At 61.2% G+C, this 23955-nt stretch carries 32 protein-coding genes; 12 read left to right on the forward strand and 20 right to left on the reverse strand.

Annotation, left to right across the window (positions count from 1 at the left end):
* Positions 1-345: 345 nt before the first annotated feature.
* Positions 346-918 carry a DUF1003 domain-containing protein gene (locus A9K66_RS05100; protein WP_067320513.1) on the reverse strand — a complete coding sequence of 191 codons (573 nt, stop codon included), beginning with the start codon at positions 916-918 and terminating at the stop codon, positions 346-348.
* Between the two features lie 182 nt (positions 919-1100).
* Here A9K66_RS05100 and A9K66_RS05105 point away from each other — a divergent pair, with 182 nt between their 5' ends.
* Positions 1101-1733, forward strand: coding sequence for a hypothetical protein (locus A9K66_RS05105; protein ID WP_067320519.1), 633 nt, complete (start codon positions 1101-1103; stop codon positions 1731-1733).
* 256 nt (positions 1734-1989) lie between these two features.
* A complete protein-coding gene (locus A9K66_RS05110; RefSeq protein WP_067320522.1) occupies positions 1990-2964 on the forward strand; it encodes a nucleoside hydrolase in 975 nt (324 codons plus the stop codon).
* A 160-nt stretch (positions 2965-3124) separates the two neighbouring features.
* On the opposite strand, the gene A9K66_RS05115 is transcribed toward A9K66_RS05110, so the two are convergent.
* The 10 genes from A9K66_RS05115 to A9K66_RS05160 form a co-directional block, all read right to left on the reverse strand.
* Complete coding sequence (locus A9K66_RS05115) at positions 3125-4024, reverse strand: DUF3618 domain-containing protein (protein ID WP_067320525.1); 900 nt, start codon at positions 4022-4024, stop codon at positions 3125-3127.
* Positions 4021-4413, reverse strand: a complete 393-nt coding sequence (locus tag A9K66_RS05120; protein WP_067320528.1) for a phage holin family protein — start codon at positions 4411-4413, stop codon at positions 4021-4023. The genes A9K66_RS05115 and A9K66_RS05120 overlap by 4 nt, the downstream gene beginning before the upstream one ends.
* Complete coding sequence (locus A9K66_RS30650; RefSeq protein WP_197507453.1) at positions 4410-5246, reverse strand: hypothetical protein; 837 nt, start codon at positions 5244-5246, stop codon at positions 4410-4412. Before A9K66_RS30650 ends, A9K66_RS05120 begins: the two co-directional genes overlap by 4 nt.
* Entirely contained in the window at positions 5212-5541 is a 330-nt protein-coding gene (locus tag A9K66_RS05130) for a hypothetical protein (protein WP_067320531.1), read from the reverse strand. Before A9K66_RS05130 ends, A9K66_RS30650 begins: the two co-directional genes overlap by 35 nt.
* Before the next feature lie 2 nt (positions 5542-5543).
* A complete protein-coding gene (locus tag A9K66_RS05135) occupies positions 5544-5903 on the reverse strand; it encodes a hypothetical protein (protein ID WP_067320534.1) in 360 nt (119 codons plus the stop codon).
* Positions 5903-7123, reverse strand: coding sequence for a divalent metal cation transporter (locus A9K66_RS05140; protein WP_067320536.1), 1221 nt, complete (start codon positions 7121-7123; stop codon positions 5903-5905). Before A9K66_RS05140 ends, A9K66_RS05135 begins: the two co-directional genes overlap by 1 nt.
* On the reverse strand, positions 7120-7551 hold the full coding sequence (locus tag A9K66_RS05145; protein WP_127239686.1) for a hypothetical protein: 432 nt from the start codon (positions 7549-7551) through the stop codon (positions 7120-7122). Before A9K66_RS05145 ends, A9K66_RS05140 begins: the two co-directional genes overlap by 4 nt.
* 93 nt (positions 7552-7644) lie before the next feature.
* On the reverse strand, positions 7645-8619 hold the full coding sequence (locus A9K66_RS05150; protein WP_067320539.1) for an alpha/beta hydrolase: 975 nt from the start codon (positions 8617-8619) through the stop codon (positions 7645-7647).
* Between the two features lie 89 nt (positions 8620-8708).
* Entirely contained in the window at positions 8709-8963 is a 255-nt protein-coding gene (locus A9K66_RS05155) for a hypothetical protein (protein ID WP_067320542.1), read from the reverse strand.
* A 113-nt stretch (positions 8964-9076) separates the two neighbouring features.
* Complete coding sequence (locus tag A9K66_RS05160; protein WP_245307389.1) at positions 9077-9340, reverse strand: hypothetical protein; 264 nt, start codon at positions 9338-9340, stop codon at positions 9077-9079.
* A gap of 230 nt (positions 9341-9570) precedes the next feature.
* Between A9K66_RS05160 and A9K66_RS05165 the strand changes: the two genes are divergently transcribed.
* The gene (locus A9K66_RS05165) at positions 9571-9810 is read left to right on the forward strand and encodes a hypothetical protein (RefSeq protein WP_067320547.1); all 240 of its coding nucleotides are present in this window, start codon (positions 9571-9573) and stop codon (positions 9808-9810) included.
* 56 nt (positions 9811-9866) lie between these two features.
* Here A9K66_RS05165 and A9K66_RS05170 read toward each other — a convergent pair whose 3' ends face one another.
* From A9K66_RS05170 to A9K66_RS05180, 3 genes are all read right to left on the reverse strand, one after another.
* A complete protein-coding gene (locus A9K66_RS05170; RefSeq protein ID WP_067320551.1) occupies positions 9867-10259 on the reverse strand; it encodes a low affinity iron permease family protein in 393 nt (130 codons plus the stop codon).
* A 276-nt stretch (positions 10260-10535) separates the two neighbouring features.
* Complete coding sequence (locus A9K66_RS05175) at positions 10536-11057, reverse strand: ferritin-like domain-containing protein (RefSeq protein ID WP_067320554.1); 522 nt, start codon at positions 11055-11057, stop codon at positions 10536-10538.
* Between the two features lie 109 nt (positions 11058-11166).
* Positions 11167-11469 carry a DUF982 domain-containing protein gene (locus A9K66_RS05180; protein ID WP_066994825.1) on the reverse strand — a complete coding sequence of 101 codons (303 nt, stop codon included), beginning with the start codon at positions 11467-11469 and terminating at the stop codon, positions 11167-11169.
* A 401-nt stretch (positions 11470-11870) separates the two neighbouring features.
* Between A9K66_RS05180 and A9K66_RS05185 the strand changes: the two genes are divergently transcribed.
* From A9K66_RS05185 to A9K66_RS05195, 3 genes are all read left to right on the forward strand, one after another.
* The gene (locus A9K66_RS05185) at positions 11871-12860 is read left to right on the forward strand and encodes an SDR family oxidoreductase (RefSeq protein ID WP_067320745.1); all 990 of its coding nucleotides are present in this window, start codon (positions 11871-11873) and stop codon (positions 12858-12860) included.
* A 200-nt stretch (positions 12861-13060) separates the two neighbouring features.
* Positions 13061-13243 (forward strand): hypothetical protein, encoded by a 183-nt coding sequence (locus tag A9K66_RS05190; RefSeq protein ID WP_067320556.1) that lies wholly within the window; start codon positions 13061-13063, stop codon positions 13241-13243.
* Positions 13240-13467 (forward strand): DUF768 domain-containing protein, encoded by a 228-nt coding sequence (locus tag A9K66_RS05195; protein WP_067320559.1) that lies wholly within the window; start codon positions 13240-13242, stop codon positions 13465-13467. Before A9K66_RS05190 ends, A9K66_RS05195 begins: the two co-directional genes overlap by 4 nt.
* A 39-nt stretch (positions 13468-13506) precedes the next feature.
* On the opposite strand, the gene A9K66_RS05200 is transcribed toward A9K66_RS05195, so the two are convergent.
* Positions 13507-13815 (reverse strand): hypothetical protein, encoded by a 309-nt coding sequence (locus A9K66_RS05200; RefSeq protein WP_067320562.1) that lies wholly within the window; start codon positions 13813-13815, stop codon positions 13507-13509.
* A 196-nt stretch (positions 13816-14011) separates the two neighbouring features.
* Between A9K66_RS05200 and A9K66_RS31000 the strand changes: the two genes are divergently transcribed.
* Positions 14012-14602 carry a KTSC domain-containing protein gene (locus A9K66_RS31000; RefSeq protein ID WP_245307390.1) on the forward strand — a complete coding sequence of 197 codons (591 nt, stop codon included), beginning with the start codon at positions 14012-14014 and terminating at the stop codon, positions 14600-14602.
* Positions 14603-14696: 94 nt separating this feature from the next.
* Here A9K66_RS31000 and A9K66_RS05210 read toward each other — a convergent pair whose 3' ends face one another.
* Positions 14697-14882, reverse strand: coding sequence for a DUF3606 domain-containing protein (locus tag A9K66_RS05210; RefSeq protein ID WP_067320751.1), 186 nt, complete (start codon positions 14880-14882; stop codon positions 14697-14699).
* A 973-nt stretch (positions 14883-15855) separates the two neighbouring features.
* On the opposite strand from A9K66_RS05210, the gene A9K66_RS05215 reads away from it, so the two are divergent.
* Complete coding sequence (locus tag A9K66_RS05215; protein WP_067320564.1) at positions 15856-16083, forward strand: hypothetical protein; 228 nt, start codon at positions 15856-15858, stop codon at positions 16081-16083.
* 332 nt (positions 16084-16415) lie between these two features.
* On the opposite strand, the gene A9K66_RS29080 is transcribed toward A9K66_RS05215, so the two are convergent.
* Positions 16416-16739, reverse strand: coding sequence for a hypothetical protein (locus A9K66_RS29080; protein ID WP_082953717.1), 324 nt, complete (start codon positions 16737-16739; stop codon positions 16416-16418).
* 1407 nt (positions 16740-18146) lie between these two features.
* On the opposite strand from A9K66_RS29080, the gene A9K66_RS05220 reads away from it, so the two are divergent.
* Both A9K66_RS05220 and A9K66_RS30655 read left to right on the forward strand, forming a co-directional pair.
* Positions 18147-18356: a hypothetical protein gene (locus A9K66_RS05220; RefSeq protein ID WP_066994857.1), complete on the forward strand. Its 210-nt coding sequence runs from the start codon at positions 18147-18149 to the stop codon at positions 18354-18356.
* A 358-nt stretch (positions 18357-18714) separates the two neighbouring features.
* On the forward strand, positions 18715-18819 hold the full coding sequence (locus A9K66_RS30655; protein ID WP_197507455.1) for a putative RiPP precursor: 105 nt from the start codon (positions 18715-18717) through the stop codon (positions 18817-18819).
* A 705-nt stretch (positions 18820-19524) separates the two neighbouring features.
* Here A9K66_RS30655 and A9K66_RS05225 read toward each other — a convergent pair.
* Positions 19525-19737 carry a hypothetical protein gene (locus A9K66_RS05225; protein ID WP_067320567.1) on the reverse strand — a complete coding sequence of 71 codons (213 nt, stop codon included), beginning with the start codon at positions 19735-19737 and terminating at the stop codon, positions 19525-19527.
* 398 nt (positions 19738-20135) lie between these two features.
* Positions 20136-20579, reverse strand: a complete 444-nt coding sequence (locus A9K66_RS05230; protein WP_245307392.1) for a hypothetical protein — start codon at positions 20577-20579, stop codon at positions 20136-20138.
* A 364-nt stretch (positions 20580-20943) separates the two neighbouring features.
* On the opposite strand from A9K66_RS05230, the gene A9K66_RS05235 reads away from it, so the two are divergent.
* Positions 20944-21858: a YihY/virulence factor BrkB family protein gene (locus A9K66_RS05235; RefSeq protein ID WP_067320570.1), complete on the forward strand. Its 915-nt coding sequence runs from the start codon at positions 20944-20946 to the stop codon at positions 21856-21858.
* 225 nt (positions 21859-22083) lie between these two features.
* Here the strand turns inward: A9K66_RS05235 and A9K66_RS05240 are convergent, their stop codons facing one another.
* Entirely contained in the window at positions 22084-22521 is a 438-nt protein-coding gene (locus A9K66_RS05240; RefSeq protein ID WP_067320757.1) for a CBS domain-containing protein, read from the reverse strand.
* A gap of 325 nt (positions 22522-22846) precedes the next feature.
* Between A9K66_RS05240 and A9K66_RS05245 the strand changes: the two genes are divergently transcribed.
* Positions 22847-23947, forward strand: a complete 1101-nt coding sequence (locus A9K66_RS05245) for a chemotaxis protein CheB (RefSeq protein WP_082953718.1) — start codon at positions 22847-22849, stop codon at positions 23945-23947.
* The last annotated feature ends 8 nt before the right edge of the window (positions 23948-23955 follow it).

Raw genomic sequence — 23955 nt, forward strand, 5'->3', positions numbered from 1 at the left:
TGCCTGTGCGGCTGTAATAAATCCATTGGTGAGTCACGCCCAGCGGCTCGTACTGAGCGAGTCCTTGCAGGCCCGCGAGGTCAGTCAGATGTAGGACGCGCGAGTTGCTGGTGATGAGCTGTTCGACACGCAATGCTGAATTGCGCGATTGAGCTGGGGCACACTCAGTCCGAGCGCGTCCGCCATGACTTCCCCATGCGGTATAAACCAGCTCTGGCAAATGGCGTTCGGGCGTCTCCCAGTATTTGCGCAGGCGGGATGATGGCGGCGCCCGGCGGGAGCATGGAGTGCGTGATAGGCCTCAAGATCAGCAGCTTCTGCTGGCGTCCGGTGGATACGGATCGGTCAGTCGACCGTCGCTTGACCCGTTGCCTCCTTAATCTTGTCCAAGACCGCTTCAGGCGCCACGTCGCGCTTCAGCTCCTTCAACTCATTGTCTACTTCCGTCGGAACATCCAGGCGCTTCGCGATCTCCTCGACCAGTTTGATGAGCTTGGTCGTCTCATGCTCGTTGAGCAGGCTCACCTGCAGATCGAGGTCTGCCCGCGCATCATCCTGGGCGGCCATGCGGTTCTGGTTGATCAGTACGAACGTTGAGAGAAAGATCGCCTCGACCGAGGCGAACATGGCCAGAATAACCAGAGAAGGATCCCAGGGTTTGATAAAGTTCACGATCCCGAAATTTAGGCCGATCCAGGCGCCAAAGAAGACGAGGTGGATGTAGACGAACATCATGCTGCCGGCAAACCTGCTGATTGCCGCCGCCGCGCGCTGCTCCAGCGATGCTGCCTTGGCATCGCGCTTCCGCCTCTCGACCAGTGCCTCGATGTTCCGCGCCAGGGCAGGGGCGAGCCCTTCCGCTGCCGGCGTGGTCGGAGTGGCGTAGCCCTGGTCCTCTGGAGCGGCTTTGGGATTCATTGTTGTCTCTCCCGTCTAGGCAGCCTAACTCGCTATTTGGCAATTCGCTCCATTTCACCGCTGTCCAGAGTCCCGAACGAGCGTCTTGTCCGGCGATCCTGCCCGATGCAACAGCGGTTGCTGCAGACCGGTGCAGGCTCGCTTCGCGTTGAGTTCGCAGGGCAGGACTCCTACTTAAGGGGATGCCCGCGAGCAGAAAAATCGATTCGACTGCACGGCTGGTTGCAGAGTGGCCGCTATCACTGGCGGCGACGCTTGGATCGTCGGTGCGGGCGAGGGGCATTTTTCTTGAAATGCACACTCGCCTTCCGACGAACTTGAGAAGCCTGCTCCACAGCGAGTCCCGGGTTCTTACCTTGCGTCTGCCGGAGGGCTCCCATGCCAATGTTGAGGCCGCATCGGCGATCGTGTCCAAAGCCATGCAGGACATCGAAGACCTGCCCGTCATGCCTCGCGAGGTCGAGGACATTCTGACGATCTCGGCGGGCGAGCGTCATCGCTGGCTCAAGGCCGGCCGCTTGCAGAGCGCCGGGACGCGGACCGTGAAACTGCGTGGGCGCGCGAGGAAAATCACCTTCCACGTTTTTGATCCGCGCCTGATCGAGGATGTGCTCGACCGTGACCTAGTTGCTGTCTGGCGCGAGGAAGACGCTGCGAGAGCCGCCGAGAACCGACGCCGAGCCGCTGCAAAGGCGGCGCTCAAGCGCTCGCAAAAGAGCCGCGGCGCGGCCGCAACCGACGACAGCCAAAGCGAGGCAGTCCACTCCAACCTGCGCGGCTGGGAAGACTTCGAGCGCAACGGGCTCCTCCGCTGAGGTAGGGAGCGCCGTGTCATCTTTTGGGCGGACCGCAGCGCCCTTTGAGGACAGCGATGCCGGCCTCGCGGTCCCCACCGGGCGGCGAGGAGACCGGCGCGCCGACGAGAAACACGTCACGCGCGTCACCCGGCGACATATTCACGATACTCTTCGGTGGTGACACTCGGAGCCACGATTCTGTCGGCCTCGCTTCTCGAAGAAGGCTGGCTAAGACAATTGGCGGCAGTGTGGGAAAGAGCGTGACCATAGAGACATGACAAAGCAGAGAATTCTTTTTGATACCGATCCTGGCGTAGATGATGCCCTCGCGCTGCTTTACCTGCACCGTCATCCGAACATCGAACTGCTCGGCATCACAACTGTCTTCGGCAACGCATCGATATCGGTTACAACGCGCAATGCCAGGTTCCTCGCCGAGGCTTGGGGGATCAAAGCGCCCGTTCACGCCGGTGCTTCCGTTCCGCTAAACTGGTCCGGGGCGCCGCACCCCTATCCTGTCCATGTTCATGGCGCGAACGGGCTGGGGGATTATCCTATTGCCCAGGAAGCGCGGGAGGAGAAGGACACTGCCGCGCGATTCATCGTCGATACCGTCCGGCAGAACCCGCGTCAGGTGCGGTTGCTTGCTGTCGGAGGCCTGACCAACTTGGCGCGGGCACTGGAGTTTGATCCGGCGATAACAGATCTGGTGCAGGACGTCGTCGTCATGGGCGGCGCGTTCGAAGTCCCTGGCAATGTGTCGCCCGTTGCCGAGGCCAATATCTACGCAGATCCGAAGGCAGCCGATCGAGTGTTTGCAGCCTCGTGGAGAGTGACCGCGGTTCCGCTCAATCTCACAAATCGAACGGTGATGACGCGACAGGATCTCGCCACGGCCTCGGAAGGTGCCGATGCCGCCATGCAAATGGTAGCCGCACTGTCGCAAGGCTACATCGACTTCTACCTGCAATGGGGCGAAGCGGGTATGCTTGTGCACGACTGCAGCGCCGCAGTCTACCTGACCGACCCGCACTTATTCGCCACCCGATCCGGTTCGATCGTCGTATTGGAGGACGGCCCGGCGGCAGGTATGACCGTGCAGAGACTGGGCGCCGCCAGTTATTCACCGAACAAATGGGATCAACGTCCAATGCAGTCGGTGTGCGTTGGTGGCGATGCTGCAGGAATCTTGGCGAGGATTTACGCTGTCTGCAGGGGAAGTTTCGCGGAGCCATCCCCAAAAAGCTGAAAAGGCTCGCTCCGGCGAGAGAGCCGCGATAGCGCGCCCGAGCCTGTGGCGCGGCTTCTACCCACAGCCATCCAACGGGTCGGGCTCGAATGGTTCACCAGACTTGCCCGACCCGAAATGGTCCCCGAACGCGATTGCAAACCGATCCGGTCTGTTCTGATCAGGACTTGTTCGTTGTCGACGGTTCGGTATCGGACAGCTTCCGGTGCACCGCCTCATCGGCTTTGTCGGCGGCGGACTTGACGACATCGCTGACCTTGTCAGCGAGCGTACCTTCGCTCGACGCCTGCCGTCCTGCTTCGTCGCTGGCCGCCTGGTAGGCTTCGGCTGCAACCTGCTTCACCTGGTCGACGCCCTTCTCGAGCGCGTCCTCGGCCCTTTCGCGAAGCTGTTCGCGATAGCCGCCGAGCCGCTCGTCTTCGAGTTGCGTGTGGGGCAGCATCGCGCCGATCGCCGCTCCGATCGCGAGACCGACAGCAGCAACTGCCAGAGGCTGATCCTCCATCAACTGCTGCGCGGAACGAGTGGCCCTCGTCGCCATGTCGGCCGTGGCTGTCGCCGAGTTCGTCAGCGTCTCCGCCGCGCCGCTTGCCATGCCAGATACGCTGCCGGCTGCGCTGCTGGCCATGTCAGACATGGTGCCGGCCGCACTGCTGGCCATTCCCGAGACAGTGCCGGCCGCACCGCTGGCCATGTCGCCGACAGAGGCATAGGTGTCCGAAGTCATGGCTCCGGTTCCCGCCGTGGATGTGCCGTCATGCCCGTCGGAACCGCGACGGGTCGCGTAGCCGGGCGCGGCGGTTGCGGCGGAAGCGCCGCTGCCCAGCATCAGCCAGGCCAGACCGGCGCCGATTACAGTCAGTGGCAGAGGATTGTCTCGCACCTGAGCCTTCAGGTTGTGGAGCATGTCGGAGCCTGCACCGCCGCTGAAAATACCGGTGAACTCATCGAAGAGCTGGCCGGGCGTCATCTTGCCTCGAATGGACTCGGCGGTCGCTACCACCCTTGCTCGCGTGGCCTCGGCTTCGCGTTCGAGTTCGGCTGCGGATTTGTCGCTCATCTCGCTTGTTCCTTGATTAAGTTCGCGTCACGCTTCAGTTGCTCCTGCGTACGGTCAGGCGCGAGCTCGGAGGGCGACATGCTCGCCATGCCGGTCCGCAGGAGGATGACACCCAGCACGGCAACGACCACTCCGACGAGCAAGGCGGACCAGCCGGCGCCCAGGCCGAGGCGGGTCAGGGCAATGACGAGCGCTTGCAGCAGCACTATCAGCGCGGCGAGAAGACATACCGCGCCGCCCAGAACCCCGACGGCGCCGGCCTCCGCTTTAGTCACGCTCTCGGATAGCTCCGCCCGCAGGAGTCTGGCCTCCGTTTGCACCAGCGTGCTCACCTGCTGTGCCAGGTCGGCGACCAGAGTGCCGAGGCTTTGGTTGTCTTGAGTGTTCATTTCTTTAGCTCCGCTGCATTCCTGGGAGCGCCGCCGTCGACGCCCCAATTGGTCGTCGCGTCATCCCATGGCTCGCTCGCCTGCGCACCAGTCTGCCTGCTCGTTTGCCTACCAGTCTTCCCAGTCTTCCGTGGCGTCGCTGCGCTCTGCCCCGCGCGGCGTGTTTCCGAGGGAGAAGCCTTTATGAACCGTCCGAGCGCCAGTCCTGCCAGCACCGAACCAGCGATCAGAGTGCCGGGATTTTGGCGGCCGAAGTTCTGAATTTCCTCAAGCACCTCGCCGAAGGGCTTCTCCTTCAACGAGGAGGACAGCCTTTCCAGTCCGCCTGCCGCATCCCGCATGAAATTCGACGCCGAGCTCTGGTCGCTGTTGGCCAGATGGTCGCTTGCGGCACGCAGAGCGCCGCCGAATGCCGCCAGGCTCGATCCGATGTCGCGCTGCGTTTCCTCGCCCCTTTCCGACAGGGCCTCCTGTGCTTCCGACGCATAGTCGACTGCCCTGCGAGCAACCTCGTCGCGGGCATCGTGGAGCGCTTCGCCGGCGCTTTGGGTTTCTTTCTTAACTCGATCGGAAACTTCGTTCTTCGCCTTGGCGAAGTCGGCCGGCTCGCGGCCCTGATTATTTTCGCGCTGCATGACGCCTCCTAATGAAAGCCGAGAAAGGAGAGTATCGCGAGCACAACCACGATGAGACCGATAAGATAGATGACACTGTTCATGGCGCAGGCTCCTCCTTGCCTGTTCCAACTTCGCGCCCGCCGCGATGTTCCCTTCGGTGACCAGGATTTTTTGTAAGTAGCTACTTACCCCGATCGGCGCCTCCGAAGCCGGCAAGCTCGTCATCCGAACAGAGCAGCCGCGGCTGCGCCGGATCGGAGATATCGAGCTTGTCCCAAGGTATGCGGTAGAGGCCCTCGCGGCGCCGCAGCGCGAAAAAGTCGAGCAATGCGGTGCCGATGGCCGAGGCCGACAGGCGTTCAAAAGCTGCGAAGATGCCGACATGGAATTCGGTGACAACGAGGTCGTCGCCGTCCTGCTCGGCGATGACCTCCTCGATATGGCCGATGCTCCTGCCGCCCTGCGTGAGAACGCGCCGGCCAGCCAGATGCTCGAGATTCACATTTGGCATCCTCAGGCTCCCGGGATTCGGCCGACGATGCGATCGCGCAGCCAGCTCTGCCAGGCCAAGATCTTGGTCCTGCGCACGTCGATATCGAATTCGATGTCGACGCCGATGTCGCGCACCTTGGTCCAGGCGATGCGATGCGGCCGTGCCTGCTGCTTCCCGCTCAGCCTTGCGGCCAGCCGCGCCGTTAATCGCCCAGGCCGAGCGCCAAGCCGTCGGGCCAGCGCAATCGCGCCAAGCTCGACCGCAACGACCCTCGGCGGCTTGCCCTGCCTCAGCTCGGCGACCAGTCCATCCACCTTGCCGATCTTGACCTGCTCGCGGTCGACGACCTGCTTGTCCAGGATATCGCGCAGCAGCTGCATCAGGTGCCTCCGAATATCTGCAGGGGAATAGTCACCACCGCCAGCACGAAGCCGAGCGCGATGACGAAGATCACGGCGGCATTAGAGATGACGCCGTTGCGGTGCTGGCCGACATAGCGCTCGTCATTCAGCAGGAAGAGGAACGGAACAACCGTCAGCGGCAGACTGGCGGCGGTCAACGCCATTGAGAAGATGGTGAGCCTCAGCGGGTCGAGACCAATCGCTATCGGAACGGCTGCAAGAAAAAGCGTAAGCGTGTAGACGAGGCTGAAGCCCGGATCGTCGCGCGGCTTGAGGTCCTCGCCCCAGGTCCAGCCGAACCCTTGCGCGACGAGATAGGCCTGCTGCAGCGCCACTTCCAGAACGGCTCCGAAACAGGCGATGCCGAGCGATGCGACGAAAAGGACGAAGCCCCAGAAGCCGAACACCGAGATCAGCATCAGCGGGAGCTGGTTGTAGTCGTCCACCTGGTTCACGCCGTGGGCGCCGAGCACAAGCGCGGCCACGATCAGCACGGCCACGGAGATCGTTCCTCCGAAGCTCATGCCGAGACCGGCAATCGCCCGATTGGTGCCGAGATAGCTCTTGTCCCATTGATCCTCGACCGCGCCCGAGGAATAGAACATGAAAAGGTAGGGCGAGATGGAAGCGCCGAGGATGCTGACGGCCATGAACCAGTAGTTCGCCGTATCGTGTTGCGGCAGGCTGGGCACGGCACCGGCAGCCACCTGTTTCCATTCGGGCTTTAGCATCACCGATGCGACGACGAAGCAGAGCGTGATCAGGCCAAGCATCGACACGCCTTTCTCGATGAGGCCGAACGTGCCTTTCCACAGCAGCAGCCATGCGAGGAAAGCCGCTGGCAATGCCCACCATTGAAAGCCGATCCCGGTGGCAAGCTCGGCAGCAATGGCAACCCCGCCTATTTCTGCCGAGAGGACCAGGAAATTGACCAGCAGGACTGCAAGCAGCGGCCAAAGGAAAGCATTGAAGCCGAAGCGTTCGCGGATGCCGTCGGCGATGGTGTGATGGCTCACGGCGGCGAAGCGACCGGCCATCTCGACCAGGAAGATGATGCAGATGGTGCCGAGCACTATCGCCCAGATGAGTTGGAAGCCGAACAGGGCGCCTGCCTGCGCCGCTGTCGCCATCGAACCGACCTCCAGGAAGCCACCAACGCTGGTCACGACGCCAAGCGAAATTTCCAGCAGCTTCTTCATCGTTGCGGCGCGAAATAGCCGCGATAGGCCGTGGCGAGATCCGCCTGCGCGGCGCGAAGCTCGTTGCGTGCCCGGCTGGCCTGCGCCTGCTGTCCGGCCTCGACCGCGCTGTCGGCCCCGCTTGCCGCGGTGGACAGCCGGCTGATCGCCGCCTTCAGCGTGTCTCGCGTCGCAGGATCGGACGGCGAGGCCGATTCCACTTGCCGGCCGGCATCGGCGAGTGTCTCGGCGAAGGATTGTAGGGCAGAGGACGCGTAGTGGGACGGCGCGGCGCCGGAGAGCCAGGCATCGGTGACCAGCACCGCCGCCTGCGCGGTCGAGGCGGCACGCTTCGATTGCTGTTCGACGGTTTCAGACGAGGAGCAGGAAGCAAGTGTCAGTGCAAGCACCTGCAGTAAAGGCAGTTTTCGCCGAGCAATGCTGCGCAATGCTTCCTCTCACTGCTGCTGCTTCGAACATGGAGATAAAGCGGCGTGGATCGGAAGGTTCCCCGCCGTAGGCCGGTTGCACGGCACTGCTGCTTATCGGTCGCTCAGTTGCGCGTCCTCGGTGGTCGAAAGGGCAGCGATCTTGTCGATCATGGCGAGCACCGCCTGCGGGGCTGTCAGGTGCACCATATGCCCGGCATCGGGGACGATATCGACTACCGAGTTTGCGAGATCCGCGTGCAGCCGAAACGCCTCGGCCGGCGCGTCGAAAAGCTGATCGCCGGCGCCGGCGATTATCCCAACAGGAACGAAAATGTCGTTGTGCCGAGGCGTCACAAACGCCGCTGCGATCCACATCAGGAAGGACTCCGCCGCGATCGACCGCAGTTGCGAGGGGCGGCTCGCCAACTCCCTCGTCGTTGCGGTGAATGCCGCCGAGATCGCCGCCGGGCCAAATATCTTTCGCATTGACCAAGCCCAGCCAAGCCTGACCAGCGGCGGCAGCAAGGTGTGGCGGAAGGCCGTTCCGATCAAAGGCAAGATCGGCAACCCCGACAAGGCGAGTTCGAACCTTGGCGATGGATAGTGGTAGCCGGAGACAAGCACGACCCCGGCAACGCGCCCAGGGCGCCGTCGCGCCATCTCGAGCGCAACCGCGGCACCCCAAGAGTGGCCAACAACAATATAGCGTCCAATTCCGAGTTTCGCGGCCGCGGCATCGATCAGATCGGCCTGCGCGGCGGCCGACCAGATCCTGCCGATCGGGCGCGAGCTCCTGCCGAAGCCTGGTCTGTCGAAAGCCAGAACACGATAGTCTGCGGCCGCTTTGTCGACGATGCCGCTTGTCGTGAAATCCTCGGCCGAAGAGCCGTTGCCATGCAGCAACAACAGCGGCATGCCCTGGCCATCCTCGATCAGGTGCAGCCGCGCTCCGTCGACTTCGACGAAGCGTCCAAAACGTCGGCCGCGTAACGCCCGCCGCGCTCGCAGGCCATTGTAGAGGGCAAGCCCGGCCGCTGCCGCGGCAAGGAGGAGGACCACGTCGTTGAACGTGGCGATGTCAGGCATGATCCCGTGCTGCTACGGAGCCATGGCACAAGCCGCTGTTGAGAGAAGCGGCGGATGTACCCAGGCGCTGGCTTCCAAAGAAGGAGCTTTCAGGCCGAGCCCTTCTGAGGCAGCTTCGTCTCCTCATCGACCTGTTCCTGGAGAGCCCTGCGTTCGCGCTCTCTTCCCTCAGCGTCGACCGGTCGATCTTGCCGTTCAAGCTCGCGTTCCACCGTGTCACGCGCGCCCTCGACAGGATCTTCCTGCGGCAGACGCTTATCTGTTCGCTTTGTGCCTTGCTCGCTCGCCCGGTCACTGTCCGATCCCAGTTTGGACGGATCGTCCTTTGCAGAATGCTTCGTCATTGGCTTACTTACCTATCTGGCCTGCCACGTCGGCGGATCACGTGCCGATCTGTTCAGAAGCAGCCCAACAGGCGAGCTGTCTCTTTGTTCCGGATATCCCGTGCGGCAGTCGGTCAGTCCCGATCCTCATGGTCTTCCGCCTGTGCCGGTTCCGACTCCTCGAGAGCTTCAATGACCGGGGCAAGCGAGGTCTCTTTCCGCGGATTTGATTCTGTCGGGTCCTCCTGCTCGGCGGTCATGTCGAGCGCCCGCTCGATTGCATCTTCGATATTGCCGATTTCCTCCTCGCGAATCTCGTGCCCGTAGCCCGCGGCGTCGGCGTCCTGCTCGAACTGTCGCACAAGCACCGGAACGCTGACTTGCGTGTCGGCAGGCAAGTTCCCGACGTTCTCCTCGAGCCAGCTTCGAAAGAACTCCCTGGTTGCACTCATGAGCCGCCTCCTTCGAGCTGAGAACGGCCGCCGTCTGCCAATGTTCCTCTGGCGGAGCTTGCGTTGCCGCGTCTTTCGTCTGAGCGGTTACAACGAGGATCAGACGGGTTGCTCTTGCGCATGTTCGGAACGATCGAATCCAATTGCCATTACCGACGAAAGAACAGGAGGAACCGATGAGCGGACGCAGAACCCATGACCAGCAAGTGCGCATTCTGGAAGAACGTGAGAACACGAAGAACGCGCCCAAGGAATTCGACGCCAAGGCGGAGCTGAAGCAGCCAGCCGCGGAGCGCGAAGCGCGGCGGAAAGGTTCGGACCTCAGGAGCGACACGCCCGACCTCGTCGACCCCGATGATCGCAACATCCTTCGCGGCAAGAATCAGGAAAGCGGCCACAAGCATCGTGGCGACTAAAGCGCGTCACGCATGTCTTGGTCCCGAAGCCGGATTTCACTTTCGGAAGACATGTTTTAGGCAGGGGGGCTTTCGGCGTAAGATGCGATCGTCCCCTTGCTGGCGGTCTTGGTTTGGGCACACCTGGTTCTGAATTCTTGGGCCTCGGCTTCCGTGAGATGCTCGATGCCGATGAAGTCGTTTTTTGCGCGGCCTGAGCGAATGAGCTCATCGAGCTTCGCCTGAATGGCCACGCCGTCGCGGTTCTGGGTGTTTTGAATCAGGAAAACCATCAGGAAAGTAACGATCGTCGTCGCGGTGTTGATGATCAGCTGCCAAGTCTCGGAATAATGAAAGGCCGGGCCGGCAATGGCCCAGAGGACCACCGAAACCACGCACAAGACGAAGGCCCATGCACGGCCCGCGACATGGGCGACAATCTCCGCGAGCCGATTGAATGCTTTTTCCAACTTGAACTCCGGACTTTCACCCTGACGAAATTTCCCGCCAAGCCAGCCTGACGATATCGTACCGGATGAACTGCACCGAGGTGGAGCGGTCTATCCTGTCGGTCGGCGCTGGGTACCGGCAAGAAGTCAACTGAAGGCGACGCGACGCCAAGAAGGCGACCGCTCAGCGTTTCGCGAGGAGGCGGGCCCCGTCATTAATCGCGGCCCCGGTCAAAGAGACCGGGGCCGCGTCGCCAAGTCGACTTTTGGCATGCGAATAAGCGTTTATCGGGCGCCTTACGCGGCCGCCTGCATGGCCCGCTTGTTCGCACCGCTTTCGCCGAGCTTGCTAAGTGTCTCGTCGGTAGCGGATTCTTCCTTGAGGGTGTCGCGCAGCAAGGGGAGGGCGTCTTTCAGGCCCAGTTGCTCCGCCCAGGCAATCAGCGTGCCGTAGCGCGCTATTTCATAATGCTCGACCGCCTGGGCGGCAGCCACAAGGCCCGCGTCGAGCGCCGGCTCGTCCTTGTATTCCTCGAGGATCTCCGAACCCTCTTCAATGATGCCATCGATCGCGGGACACGTCTTGCCGCGCGCCGGCTTGCCCAGCATTTCGAAAACCTGCTCGAGCCGGTCGACCTGAGCTTCAGTCTCGGTGCGATGCTTTTCGAAGGCCGCGCCTACTTCTTCTGACTGCGCCGCCTTGGCCATCTTCGGCAGCGTCTTCAGGATCTTTTTCTCTGCATAATAAAGGTCTTTCAGGCCATCCACGAACAGGCTTTCCAAGCCGTTCGCCGCGCCGGACGAACTTTTCTTTGCCATCGACGTCTCCTTCGTTCGACTTTCTTGACCAAACAAAACCGGTGGGATCGACCGATGTTCCCGCGAAATATTTTTTGAAGCCGGGACGACGAGCCGAGGTGCGCGAGCGTTACTTCGGCGTGCCCTTGCCGTTGCGGGACGAAAGTTGGTCGAGCATGCTGAGCGCTGCACTGGGACCCGCATGCTCCAGCAGACCCTGCTCGGCGGCCGCCTTCTTGAAGGCGGCAAAGGCGATTGCCGGCCGGCAAATCCCGTTGGTCGCGTCTTCCACCAGCCGAACCGCCTTGCGATAGGCTGGTGAGTCCTTGCTCTTCCATTTCCGACCAAGCGCCTTCTTGGCGTCAGCGATCGACGACACCATCATCGTGCCGCCGTTGACGAAGTGGATGGTGAGGGGCAGGAATCTGCTCAAGGCTCTTTCACCGTCCTAGCCATTCGCACGCAGCCCGGGCGGGCCCGACGAAGAGGTCCGCGGTCGGCGCCGCCGCCAAGGGATTATCGGTCCGAAAGGATTTCATGATGCTACCGCCTGTTTGAGATCGCATAAAACGAAGCTGCCGCCGGGTAGTTGCATTCAGCCGGCCCGTGGCGGTCAAAAAACCTGCTCCTACTGATCGCTGTCCCGGCGAGCGGCGCCGGAGGTTGTGGCGGCCGTGATTGAGGTCCCGACGGATGTCGCGACCGATGTCCGGATTGAGAGCCGGCAGCTTCGGAGCGCGGCCAACCTTTTCTGTTCGCGTGCGTTGTCCCTCGAAAGCGAAGGAGACACCGATGCCGACGAAATCCGACAGGATGACCGACTCCGCCACACCGATGAAATCGGCCCCGCGTACCAAATCCACCTCCGAGCAGGCGGCCAGCAAGCAGCGGAGCGTGCAACGCAAGGTCGACGCGACCGATCGCGCCAAGTCGAACGGCAAATCCAAATCAGAAGGCGCCATGCAGGCCGGCGCGCGGGAATACCCAGTGCCGCCTTTCCCGAAGCAGCATCATCCGAAACCCGGCGAGGAATGGGCGATCGAGCCCGCGCCGCTCTACGACGCGCCGTTCTGGCAGGGATCGAACAAATTGGAAGGCAAGGTGGCGCTGATCACCGGAGGCGATTCCGGCATCGGCCGCGCAGTTGCCGTGTTGTTCGCCCGGGAAGGGGCGGATATCGCCATCGCCTATCTCAGCGAGGATCGCGACGCGAAGACGACAAAGCAGGCAGTCGAGGCCGAAGGCAGGCGCTGCATCATCATGCGCGGCGACGTGGCCAGGCGGACCTTCTGCCACAAGGCGGTGGAGCGGACGCTGAAGGCCTTCGGCAGGCTCGACGTGCTCGTCAACAACGCTGCCTTCCAGGTGCATTCGACCGATTTCGCCGACCTCACCGAGCAGCACTTCGACACCACGCTGAAGACCAATCTCTACGGCTACTTCCACATGGCCCAGGAAGCCGTTCCGCACATGAAGCCGGGTTCGGCCATCATCAACACCGGGTCGGTCACGGGCATCGAAGGCTCGAAGGAGCTCGTCGATTATTCGATGACCAAGGGCGGCATTCACGCCTTCACCCGGGCGCTCTCTGGTAACCTGATCAGCAAGGGCATTCGCGTCAATGCCGTGGCGCCGGGGCCGGTTTGGACGCCGCTGAACCCGTCGGAGAAGGAAGCGGAGAAGGTCTCGCAGTTTGGGGCAAAGACCCCGATGAAACGGCCAGCCCAGCCGGAAGAGATCGCGCCTGCCTATGTATTTCTCGCTTCGCCGCAATGCTCCAGCTACATCACCGGCGAGATCCTGCCGATCATTGGGGGCTATTGACCGCGGCCGCCTATATGAAGGTCTTCATGAAGAAGGCGGTTCTCGATCCGCCGGCCGTCTTGGTAATCCCGCCTGACGGCTGCCCAGATAATCTGATTGGCCAAACGGCCGGCCAGGCAGTCGCAGACGCCGGGAAGGATTTTTCGGCACAAGCCTGAACCTGTCGGCCTTTCGGCAGTTTTCAAGGCTAGGAGGTTTCGATGAACGAGCACACCGACAAAGGCGACTCGCATGACGGTGCCGTTGAGATCCTGGCCGGCCGATTGGCCAGGGAGGCAGACATTTCCGAAGAGCAAGCCCGCGAGCTGATCGAGTTGATCGGGACCGATTGGAATTCCCTGCTTCGAGAGGCTCATTTTCTGAAGGCGCGGCATCGCTTATGAGCGAACGCGGGGCAGAATTCTTTGGCGAATGGATCACCGACAATGTGATGCGCGGCAGCGTTGGCGCTGACATCATTTCCGTCGCGGAATTGACGACCAAGCTCTTTGCAGACGCGAAGGCCGTGGGTGTTTCCGAGCACGAGATTGAAGAGGAGATCGGGAGCGCTTACGATGCCATCCTGGCTGCAATCGTTGGATTTGAAGACTCGGGCAAATCCGATTGAAAGCCAAGCAGCCAGCAATTAACCCGGATAGGGGCGCGTTCAGCCCGCCTTATGCGGAACGATGTAGCCCGTCCCTTTCGCGCCGCGGGATCGGCCGACGGACCGATGCTGCCTATGGGCTGCAGGCTCGATCGCCGGCGCTGTTTCCATCTGCGATCGCTCAGCGTCATCCGACATGACAAAGGAGAGCGCGATCAGATCGTCGGCGTCGATGCCGCCGCGACCATTGTCCATATGGTCGGCGACCCTTTGAAATGCCTGCATGTCATCCATGCTCACGTTGGCCGCCCGCAGCCTTTCTTGGAGACCCGTCAACTTGGTGGCCAAGGCGTTGGAAATTTCGATCATAATTGCCTCCGTGGTTCCAATCTTAGTGCCAGACCGAGGATAAGAGCCTCGAACAGTGCGGGGGCCGATGAACAGACTGATTTGCCATTACCTGCTATCGCCCAGCCGCTCGGCCTGCCTGGCAACCTTTGCGAACTCTCCGTCTGTGAGATGACCTCGAGGGTGGCAGGGGCTCATCCTCGCCAGTCGCGACCCAATGAAATTTCTCGCAAGATGTTTCCTGCCCCCGACCTTTGAGTTGGCCCGTACGACATTTGTCCCGCATTCGCTGGGACCGGTGGCCGAGGTCCAGAATTTTAGGGAACGGTCGCTGTCGGATTTTGTTGATTGGATGCCTGCTGCGCACGTTGCCAGGTTTGCGCACTCAGGTACCAACCTCCAGAATACTCAGCCCGCAGGCTCCGGTCTGCGGGCTTTTTCGATGCCATGGAATGCGGCGCTCGCGCTGCCGCTGCCCGTCCGCATCTGGGACGGCGGCGTCGGCTGCGAGACTTGGCTCTCACTCACTAGCTTCGGAAACAAAAGGCCGGCCGGATCGTTCGCTCTATGCCAGACCACCGGGTGCCGCGCCATGCCGTCCACCTCGATCAAGAAAACAAAATACGATCCGGCCAAAGGGACTCTTTCCGTATGGTTTGTGACCAGCGGGAAACGCTACGAGTTCGAGGGGGTGCCGCCGGAGACGTTCGCGGCATTCCGATCAGCCTTTGCCAAGGGCCGCTTTTTCAACGCGCACATCCGCAATCGCTTCCGATATCGTCGCGTAACAAGCGATGACGATGATTGACCGGCTATTCAGCGTCCAGTTCAAGCGGCTCGTGCTGCGCTGCTCATGATTTTGGCGTGGATCCCGGCGATCGCCGCTGCGTTGGAGCTCTTGGTCATCCGCGAAGCTTTTCGGCCTCGCGTTCCAAGGTCTTCCGGTCGTTGCCGTGCTGTTTGATGAGATCGCGAACCTGTTGCGCCGTCAGCCCGACCTTGTTGGCGAAATGCCGGACTTCGTAGTCATCGTCCGCTGATACCCGGTTGCGGTCACCGCCACCACGCTTCCTCTTGTCGTCTGCCATCGCTTGTTCCTCCGGCAGGGAATAACAGCGGCCGCGCAGGAATGTTCCAGGCGCGGCAAGCGGCAATTTTAGGCGGGACTAACAAAAGTTATCGAAAACGGACTGCTCGCTCGTGCAGGATTAACGTCACTCCGCCCGCCACGGCGGAGGATGGGAGGACCGGCCTCAACAAAGCCGAAGGCCGGGTTACTTGGCCCGTTGCGCGGATCCCTTGGGCGCTGCGACGGGCCAAGGTCGCTTGCGTCAGTCTTTCCTCCAGCGGCGCCTTTCTCGCCAAGCCAGCAGTGTACCATTAACATTTGTTACTGCGGACCTGCTAATGAACTGCGTAGATGACTGGGCGGGCGTTGCCCTGGGCTTTGGAGTTGGGTTCGGTTTGCGGCGACAGTGTCACCGACTTGAGAAGCGAACCGATAGCTAGGCCCGTTGTCTAACCTTGGCGGGTCACGGCAACGGGTCTAGCGTTCCTCCGCTTGGGAATGGGATTTCCGGCCGAAGATGAATGTGCCGTCTCTGACGGCGTTCACACTGGCCCCGATACGAGCCCGAAACACCTTCGCGGCATGAGCAGACAGCCCGCCAGCGCTCACAAGGAACTTTAGCGGCATCTAAAAGTTCTCCTCGGGCAATCCCGCACTCCTTGGGTCGAACGATGGCCGAGCTGGCATCAACTTTCGCATATTCATCAGGGCTGACCGGCGATGATATGCTAAGCGCAGTCGTGTCGTTACTGGCCGGCCTGCTGCTCTATAATGTCATGCGCGAACCAAGCCGATAGGGCTCCTGCCGAGACGAAATTCACAGACCGCGCAGTGACGCCGGACAAAAGTTCGGTGGGCGGCCGTTGCTCGGTAGCGCAGCATGGAGGCAATCGGCTATTTGCCCGGGACCTCAGTCCGATCCAATTGACTCGTAGCTGACTTTTTTTGGGTGTATCCTTTCCCCGTTGTGGCGTATCGGGGTGAGGTAAACGATGCGTGGAAGCAATCGCAATGCTGTCCCGCCCAAAAGTGCGGGATGCGGTATAGTTGAACCTGCAGAGGTCAACATTCTGGCCAAGGCGGTGAGTGACTACTGCTCCAGTCACAAAATCGAACGCAAGGACGAGCGGGAAAACGTCGCGGTCAAAGTCATGAGCCTTTTTGGACGCGGTGTAACTGACGCTGACCAGCTGTTGGAAGAACTCGAGAAGGTTCGCTAAAGCGAGCCTGGTGCCCTCGGCTGGAACAAGTCCACTAAAGCCGAAGTTCGCGTAGACGGGTTCTGAGCAAAATGAGCGCGTTCGGAAGAGCTTGTGTGAAATGATCCTCAGGCGATGCAGCACTGGGAGAGCGCTCTAGCCGAGAGACGCAACAGATGCCCGTCATTCCAGGAATGGCGGGCATCTATTTCACCGCTGCCGACGAAGAAGGTGACGCATTTCCTCGCCGGTCCTACCAAATGATGCATCGGGCAAGTTGTTTCTAGCATAACGACCAATGCGCCGGCCTGTCTAACCTCAGTAGAGCGGGAAGAGGTCGTTCCTCGACGGCACTAGTTGGGATCGCCGGACCTCGAGCCCCCATGGGCTCCGCCGCCATAGCTGTCCCCCCGCGACCTTCCGTTGCCGGATCTAAGAAACTTTGGCTTGGGACCGACGTGACCGTGGTTCTTGTCACCCCATCCATTGCCCGGACGTGTTCCTCCCGATTTGGCAATCGCCTTGGAGTTCAAGCTTGTGCCGAGCAGCAATGTAATGGCCGGAGGCGTCACCGCAGCAAAGCGTCCAGCCTGCTTGAGAAAATCGCGGCGCGCGTTGGCCTCTGAAACAAGCTTTTCGGAATTCTTTTCAATAAGCCTTTTGCTCTCATTCGGCATTTTAGCACTCCTTTCCTGCAAGATACTTTAATTGCTGTCTGCAAAGAAAGTAGTTCTCCAAAAGGCGTACACCGCGCCGGTGTCCGGAGCGGCCCGGCTCTCTGGCCGAAAAAGGCCAGAATTGAGCCGGGCCTGACCGGCGGGGGCTCGGAATCGCAACACGGCGCCGGCTGACCAATGAGCATATACCCCTGATTGTATAGCCGGAACGCATTCATAAGGATAAAGCCGAGCCGGATCAGTGCAGCCAATATTACGGCTTCAAGCTGGCGCTAATATTCGAGCAGGCTGATGGAACCCGAACGGTGCGGTCGGGTTGGTAACATGCGACCACACTCGTTTTCTCCCATTCAGGGTGCGGCCGCACTACTCCGTAAGCAACAGAAGCCCGTCGCGCTTGCGCCATTGCGCGACGGGCTTTCTGGTCCACTGAACTTGTAGGTCGATACCCTTCATGTGCGAAGCAGCACCGCGAAGGCGGCTTGACGGCTGAAAACCCAAACAGGTACCCGCCACCCGGGGGAGTGTATGGCGGGTACCTGACCTCTCTCCGCCGACGACTGAAGGATTCCGCCGGCTCTACCAAATGTCGGAACGGGCTTAATGTTTCAGTACTGGGACCAATGCGTTTGGATGTCCGACTTCCGTCCGGAGCGACAATGCTTTCAAATCATTGGTTCAACCAACCCGCACTAGACCTGGGAAGTGCTCGGACTGGTCTATGTTTTCATCAGCGCAATTCGATAGGCGCCTTTGTTCGCCACGCCATCCCAGATGAAGAACGCGGCAAGGGCGGCGACGATCAGCAGGATCGGTCGCATGGCTGGAATTCCCTCAAAGCTCCTCGTACGCGCGTGGCCTGATTATCCGCCTGTTCATCTATGTCTACAAGCAGTTGCTAACGTATTGAGAACTCGCCGGGCTCGCCGCCCCATAGCCCAGCCCCAAGCCCGACGAGTGCCGACCCGGGAGGGTACCGGCATCATCCTATTTGCAAGGCTGATGCCAGCATATTCCGTCCTGAAATGAAACAGAGGGTGTGTCAGCGTGCGCAGGCTTGAACGATGGCAAAGCCTATGCCGATGACAACCGGTACGGAAACACTCCTCCTGCCCGAGACAAACGGATCACCAAGAAAATGTTCCGCCATCGCGGAACACCTCGCATTCGAAGAGGTTTGGGGCGCGGCGGCGCAATTCCCTCCCGATCTGTGCACAGCCGCCGGGCGGAGCCTCCCATTCTCCGCGGGCCCGCTCCCTGGTCCCATCAGGGGCGGGCGTTCTTTTAGATCTCGCGCTAAGGGAACGCTCACGGGAGTTCCATATTGAATCAAATTCGAGTTTCCCCATTGGGGTTCGCATGCGCAAGCCTGCCGGCAGAGCCAGGCACGAATAGGAGTTCACCGCCATGGCGATCCGCCAAAGAGCACTGGAAGCGGAAATTTTCGATCCGGAAGAGCTGGAATTTCTGGCCCGCGTCTTCGACCGGTTGAAATATGATGGCCAAACTACGGAGCAGCGTGAGGCGCTGGCCTCTCGCATCATCGCCAACTTCATGGCGGGTATTGTGGACGAGAATGAACTGGTTTCGCTATCCAGGCTACCTTTAGGGAGGTAACGATCTGAACGGACTGGACTGCCTGCCGCTCGCCTCTTGTGAATATTCGTCATTGTTGCCGCTGGGCTACAGCCCTTTGGGGGCGACTGTATTAGGAAACGCTTGTGCGGGGTTCCCGGAATCGGGCGGACCATCTGGGAAAGGGGCGCACAGTTTTGAGGGAAGATGGCCCGTCGGCTTTGGTCGGCGGGCTTTTCTTTTCTATGGCCTTGACTGTATGGCCTTGTCGTCGATCAGCGCCGCTTTCCTCGTGCTTCGGCCCTTTCGTCGCTACTTCCGGACCTACATCTTTTTTAAATGACGGTCGGGTGCTGCCTCAGCCAGATCGGCGAGCCAACTTCAGCAAGGGGGATTCGCCATGAAGCGCACTTATGAAAAGCCCGTCCTGGTCAAGCGTGACCGCCTGTCCGCCGTTACGGCCGTGATCGTCGTCTCGCTCGTGAACGGCGCAGCGTCCCGATAAGGACGATGCCCGTCACTCCAGGCAGGAAATGGCGGGCATCTATCTAGCTGCTACCGACCAGGAAGGTGACGCACTTCCTCACCGGCTCTATCAAATGATGCAGCGAGGCTTAGGTTTCAGCATGGGGACCAAAGCGTCAGCCTCTCGGACTTCTGTCGCATCGGCGGAAGGGGACATTCTGCCAATCGTCCCGGTTGGGTCGCGCGGCGTGTGCCTCAGCTGAGGTTCACCTCGCCGCGAAAGGCGTTTCCTCAGCGCCCATTCGACCTTCCCAGGCGGGCGGGCTCTTTGTTTGTCTTGGAACAATTCGGTGCCGCTGCAGTTCGCATTCTGGGTGCAGCTCCCGGCAAGAAGAGACGGTCGAGCGCGCCTTGGTCGGGTTGCCCCCGACGCAAAGAGCCCGCCCGCGGAGGAGGTGCGGCGGGCTCTTCTGCTGATCCGGCTAATTCAGCCTGGCCGGCGGCTCGCCGGGATAGCAGTAGTGATTACTATCCGCAGGCCGACCGGGGTATAATCTCCAATGGCCGTTCGGATAGCGGTTGTCCTGGCGCTTCTCGCCGCCTTCGCCTACGGGTTTGCAAAACTCGTAGAGCGGTATGGCGGTGCGGGCAATGATCCCGCATCACCCTGCGGAAAGGTGCCAAGCGTCGATTGCCCGGACCCGAATGCGCCGCCTCCCTTTCCCAAGCCCGACCGGACGGAGCCTCAAAGGCAGTCCGGTGCGTCAAGCCTGAAGGCATATTTATAAATTGCGCGGTTTCCCTCATCGGTCACCCGCACCCAGAAATGTTCATCCCGTCTCGCCAGGACGTCTTTGCCGGTGACTTTCTGAGCAGCCTCCCAAGGGGCATGGGCATTGGCAACGTGATAAGCCACCACCTGGTCGCCAGCCATCTCTTCAACTCGGTATGTCTTCATGATCGCTCCAAACAGCGACCCGAACTTGGAGCGACGAGGGTTGTTCCGGGTCCTCCATTTCGCTGGCCCATAGCGAGCGATTGCACGGCAGCCTTGGGCGCCTCTATCACGGGGCAGGTGGCCCGGTAGCCTTGGGTGGCTATGGGGGTGGCCACCGGGCCTTGGCCGGCAGGGGCTTAGGGAACACGATGCCGGCAAACGAGTATATGCGCATCAACTAATAAATCAAAATTCAGCCAAAAGGCCGAGCTCGCCTTGAAACGCGAACATGACGGCTGGATACTCCAAGCGCCGATCGACGCGGGCATGTCTGCCACGGCCGGCTGCCTCGACTGCCATCGTCATCAGAAGCTCGATTACCGGCGATCCGCGACCGCTTGGGTGAACAGGAATCTGGCTCAATCAGTCCGGTTGGAGAGCCGGTTGAAATTTGTTCGGACCCGGCGGCCGGCAGGTTTGAGTGCCGCGACCATGGACTCCTTCAGAGCACCGCCGCTTAGAAAAGACGGGCTCCGGCCGGATAGAACTTCCGGCCAAAACCTTAGCGCCGATCGTAAGATAACCAATTGCGCAGCGGCCATGCCTTCGGCGAAAGCAAGCGCCTTCTCGTTGACCGCAAGCATCGCCTCAATCCCTTTCGGGGCACGGCTGCTTGCATCCAAAGCAATCAGCGGAAGGCGCATGGCGACGACAGCGGGTGCCAACATCAGGTCTCCACAAAGCGAGAATGCATTTTGGGTGTGGCGCTTCTTGCGAGTTGACATTGTGCCCCCATCTGGACCCGGCTGTTCAGCCAATACGCAGCAATCCGGGGTTTGTTCCTGGAGGATGGCGGCCTTCATGAGTCCGTCATAAGGTGCGAATATATTAGCGAGGCCGGATGTCCCATCATCGGCTCCTACAAAGTCTCCTGCCCGGTTTCGGCCGGGCATTCTTTTAGCCTTCAACGAGCGCCAGCTTCGACCTGATCGCGCAGTCGCGTTCACGACGGCATCGGCAGCGTGAAGGCCCAGCGCGATGTCCAAAAGACCCCGCAAGCGAATAGATCGGAACCTCCCGCCCGCGGCGTCATTGACCTCTGCGGGCCGCGTCAGCCGGACCTGGTGGCAAAGAGAACAGGGTGGTTTTCCGGCTTCACATCCTGGCCAACGAAAAGGCAGTCGAGCTCTTGTCCTACCCGGCCCGCTTCAGTTCGGTGTCGAGCGCATGGCGGAAGACAGGAAATCAAGGACCGGCTGGCTTCAGGAGGCCTGGCTTCTGCTGAAAGAAAGCGTCAGCGGTTATATGGATGACAACGCGCTGAGCCATGGGGCGGCGATTGCCTTCTATGCCACCACCTCTCTTGCGCCGATCCTTCTGATCGTTGTGGCGGTCGCAGGTCTCGTCGTCGGCAAGGACGCCGCCCAGCTCGCGCTCTCGGCCCAGATCTCGGGCGTGATGGGTCCGCAGAGCGCCGACCTCTTGAAGGCGACGATCGAGACCGCTTCGCGTCCCTGGTCCGGCGCGCTTGCCACCATTATCGGGCTGGTGACGCTCCTGATCACAGCCTCCGGCGTCTTTGGCGAGATGCAGCAGTCGCTGAATGAGATCTGGAAGGTCGAGCCAAGGGCCATGTCGCTCTCGCGTTTGGTGCGGGCGAGGGCGGCGAGCCTTGGTCTCGTCGCCGCGCTCGGCTTCATGCTGCTCGTGTCGCTCGCGGCGAGCACGGCCATCTCGCTGTTGGCCGATGTCATCAACCAACACCTGCCGTTCGGCGAACTGATCGTGAGTTCGATCAACACGATCGTATCGTTCGCGTTGATCGCGCTGCTCTTCGCGGCGATTTACAAGGTCCTGCCGGACCGCAGTCTCAAATGGCGCGATGTCGCTGTCGGTGCGCTGGTCACCGCGCTTCTCTTCACCATCGGCAAGTCGCTGATCGGCTGGTACATCGGCAGCAGTTCGATCGCCACTTCCTATGGCGCCGCCGGCGCGCTGATGGTGGTGCTGCTATGGGTCTATTACTCGGCTCAAATCTTTCTGTTCGGCGCCGAAATCACGCGCGCCTATTCGGTGAGCAGCGGAAGCCGGGCCGACCTCAGGCGGGTTATGAAGCCAGGCGTCGGAAAGACGGAGAGGTGACGGTCAAGCAACGCCGGAGAACGCAACACTGCGCGCGACCCTCTGCCTAAAGAGATCAGGCGTTGGGCCAGACAGAGTTGGCATAGGCGGACAGAGAGGGACCATCACCACGGTCGGTCCGCAGGACGTGATCAGGTTGCGAAGCCGCGATGTGGCCGCCGCAACCCAGTCACGCCCGGCGGGCGTCAACCGACGATCAAACAGACCCCGATGTCGTCGTTGTCATCAATGGGCGGTCTGCGAATGAACACCGCCCGGCGCCGAAATGCCGCTCAAAGCCTCTCCAGCCTCCCGTGTTTCACCCTTTCTTGCGAGGTCTCCGAGGGAGATGATGCCAACGAGCCGTTTGTCTCGGTTCAGAACCGGGAGCCGGCGCACCTGCAAGTCTCCCATGTTAGCAAGAACATGATCGACGTCTTCGTCATCGAAGCAATATCTTACCTCTTGGCTCATGACATCGCGCACCCTGGTATCGGGACCTTTGCCCAGCGCTATCCCGCGGATGACCATGTCCCGGTCGGTGATCATCCCCACCAGCCGGTCATTTTCACCGACAGGCACGACGCCGGCGTCGAGCTTGCCCATCATCAGCGCCACCTCGCGGATCGACTGTTCGGGATTCGCGACGGCAACGTCCTTTGTCATGCAACTGCCGACCTTCATGGCTATCTCCCTTTGTTGCGGAGCCCACCCGCCGAACCTGAACTGAGAAAACAAATGCTCGGCGCTATTGGTTCCTTCAAATCTCGCGCGGGAGAGGGCATGGAAAGTTCCGCCGTGGGGCTCGAATGCCAGCCGGACAGGCGACCGGTCCTTGCGCAGGCCCGAGGGAAGCAAGGCCGGCAGCCCATGGCCCGTGTTCGGCCGAGACCCGCTCGTACTGGTGCGATCCCGGTGATCGTTGCTTTCGTTGCGTGCGCGGCTCATGGAACAGAGTCCTGCCTTCGGCCATTGTGTTATGGGCCGGGGGCGACCCGAAAGGGGTGCCATGGCCGACTTTCGAAACCGAATCTCACCTGCCCGCGAGGCCGAGACAAGCTCGCGGCAAGCTAAGGCGCGCAACCGCTCCATCATCGTCATCGGGGCGTCCGCTGGCGGGGTTGAGCCCCTGAAAGCGATCGTGAGCGACCTGCCTGCCGATCTACCGGCGACCGTGTTCGTCGTGGTCCATGTCGGCCAGGTCAGCTATCTGCCGGAAATCCTCGACCGTGCGGGAGCGCTGAAAGCCTCCGGCGCCAAGAACGGCGAGTCCTTAAAGATGGGAAACATCTATGTCGCGCCGCCCGGCTTCCATCTTCTTCTGCATGACGATCACATGATGCTGCGCCGCGGCCCGCGCGAAAACCTCGCGCGGCCGGCGGTAGACCCGCTGTTCCGCTCGGCGGCGCTGAGCTTCGGCGCAAGCGTCGTCGGCGTGCTGCTGTCGGGCGCGCTTTCCGACGGCACCGCCGGCCTGAGGGCAATCAAGGCGGTCGGCGGCCTCGCGGTGGTCCAGCATCCCAAGGACGCGCTGGTGCCTTCCATGGTGGAAAGCGCGCTGCGTTATGTCGACATCGATCATTGCGAACCCGCCGCCAAACTCGGCGGCTTGCTGGGCAAGCTGGCGGCCGAGCCGGCCGGAGAAACGTTGCCGGCGCCCTCCGGCGTGCGGCTGGAAGCGGCCATCGCGGCACAGGAGCATTCGACCATGAAAGACGAAGATCGACTTGGCGAACTGTCGGTGTTTACATGCCCGGAATGCCACGGGCCGCTGTGGGAGATCGAAGACGGTGACATGCTGCGTTATCGGTGCCATACCGGGCATGCCTTCACCGCAGACGCGGTCATGGAGGCGCAGGCGATCGAGGCGGACGAGATCCTGTGGAGCCTGCTGCGGTCGCATCAGCAGCGGGCAGAGTTTGCCCGGCGCATGGCGGAGCGGGAAAAGACGCGGCATCGCTCCGAGCTCGCCAGCGAGTTCGGCAAGCGGGCGAAAGAATACGAAGCGGATGCCTCCGTCATCGAGCGCATCCTGGAAAGCAGGCGGACACAGGTAACAGGCAATGGCGCAGGCGGCGAGGAAGGCAAGCACAAGGAAGGCACGGACTAGCTCGCGCC

Origin of the sequence: Mesorhizobium sp. AA23, from assembly GCF_001672435.1 — a bacterium.
Taxonomy (GTDB): domain Bacteria; phylum Pseudomonadota; class Alphaproteobacteria; order Rhizobiales; family Rhizobiaceae; genus Mesorhizobium.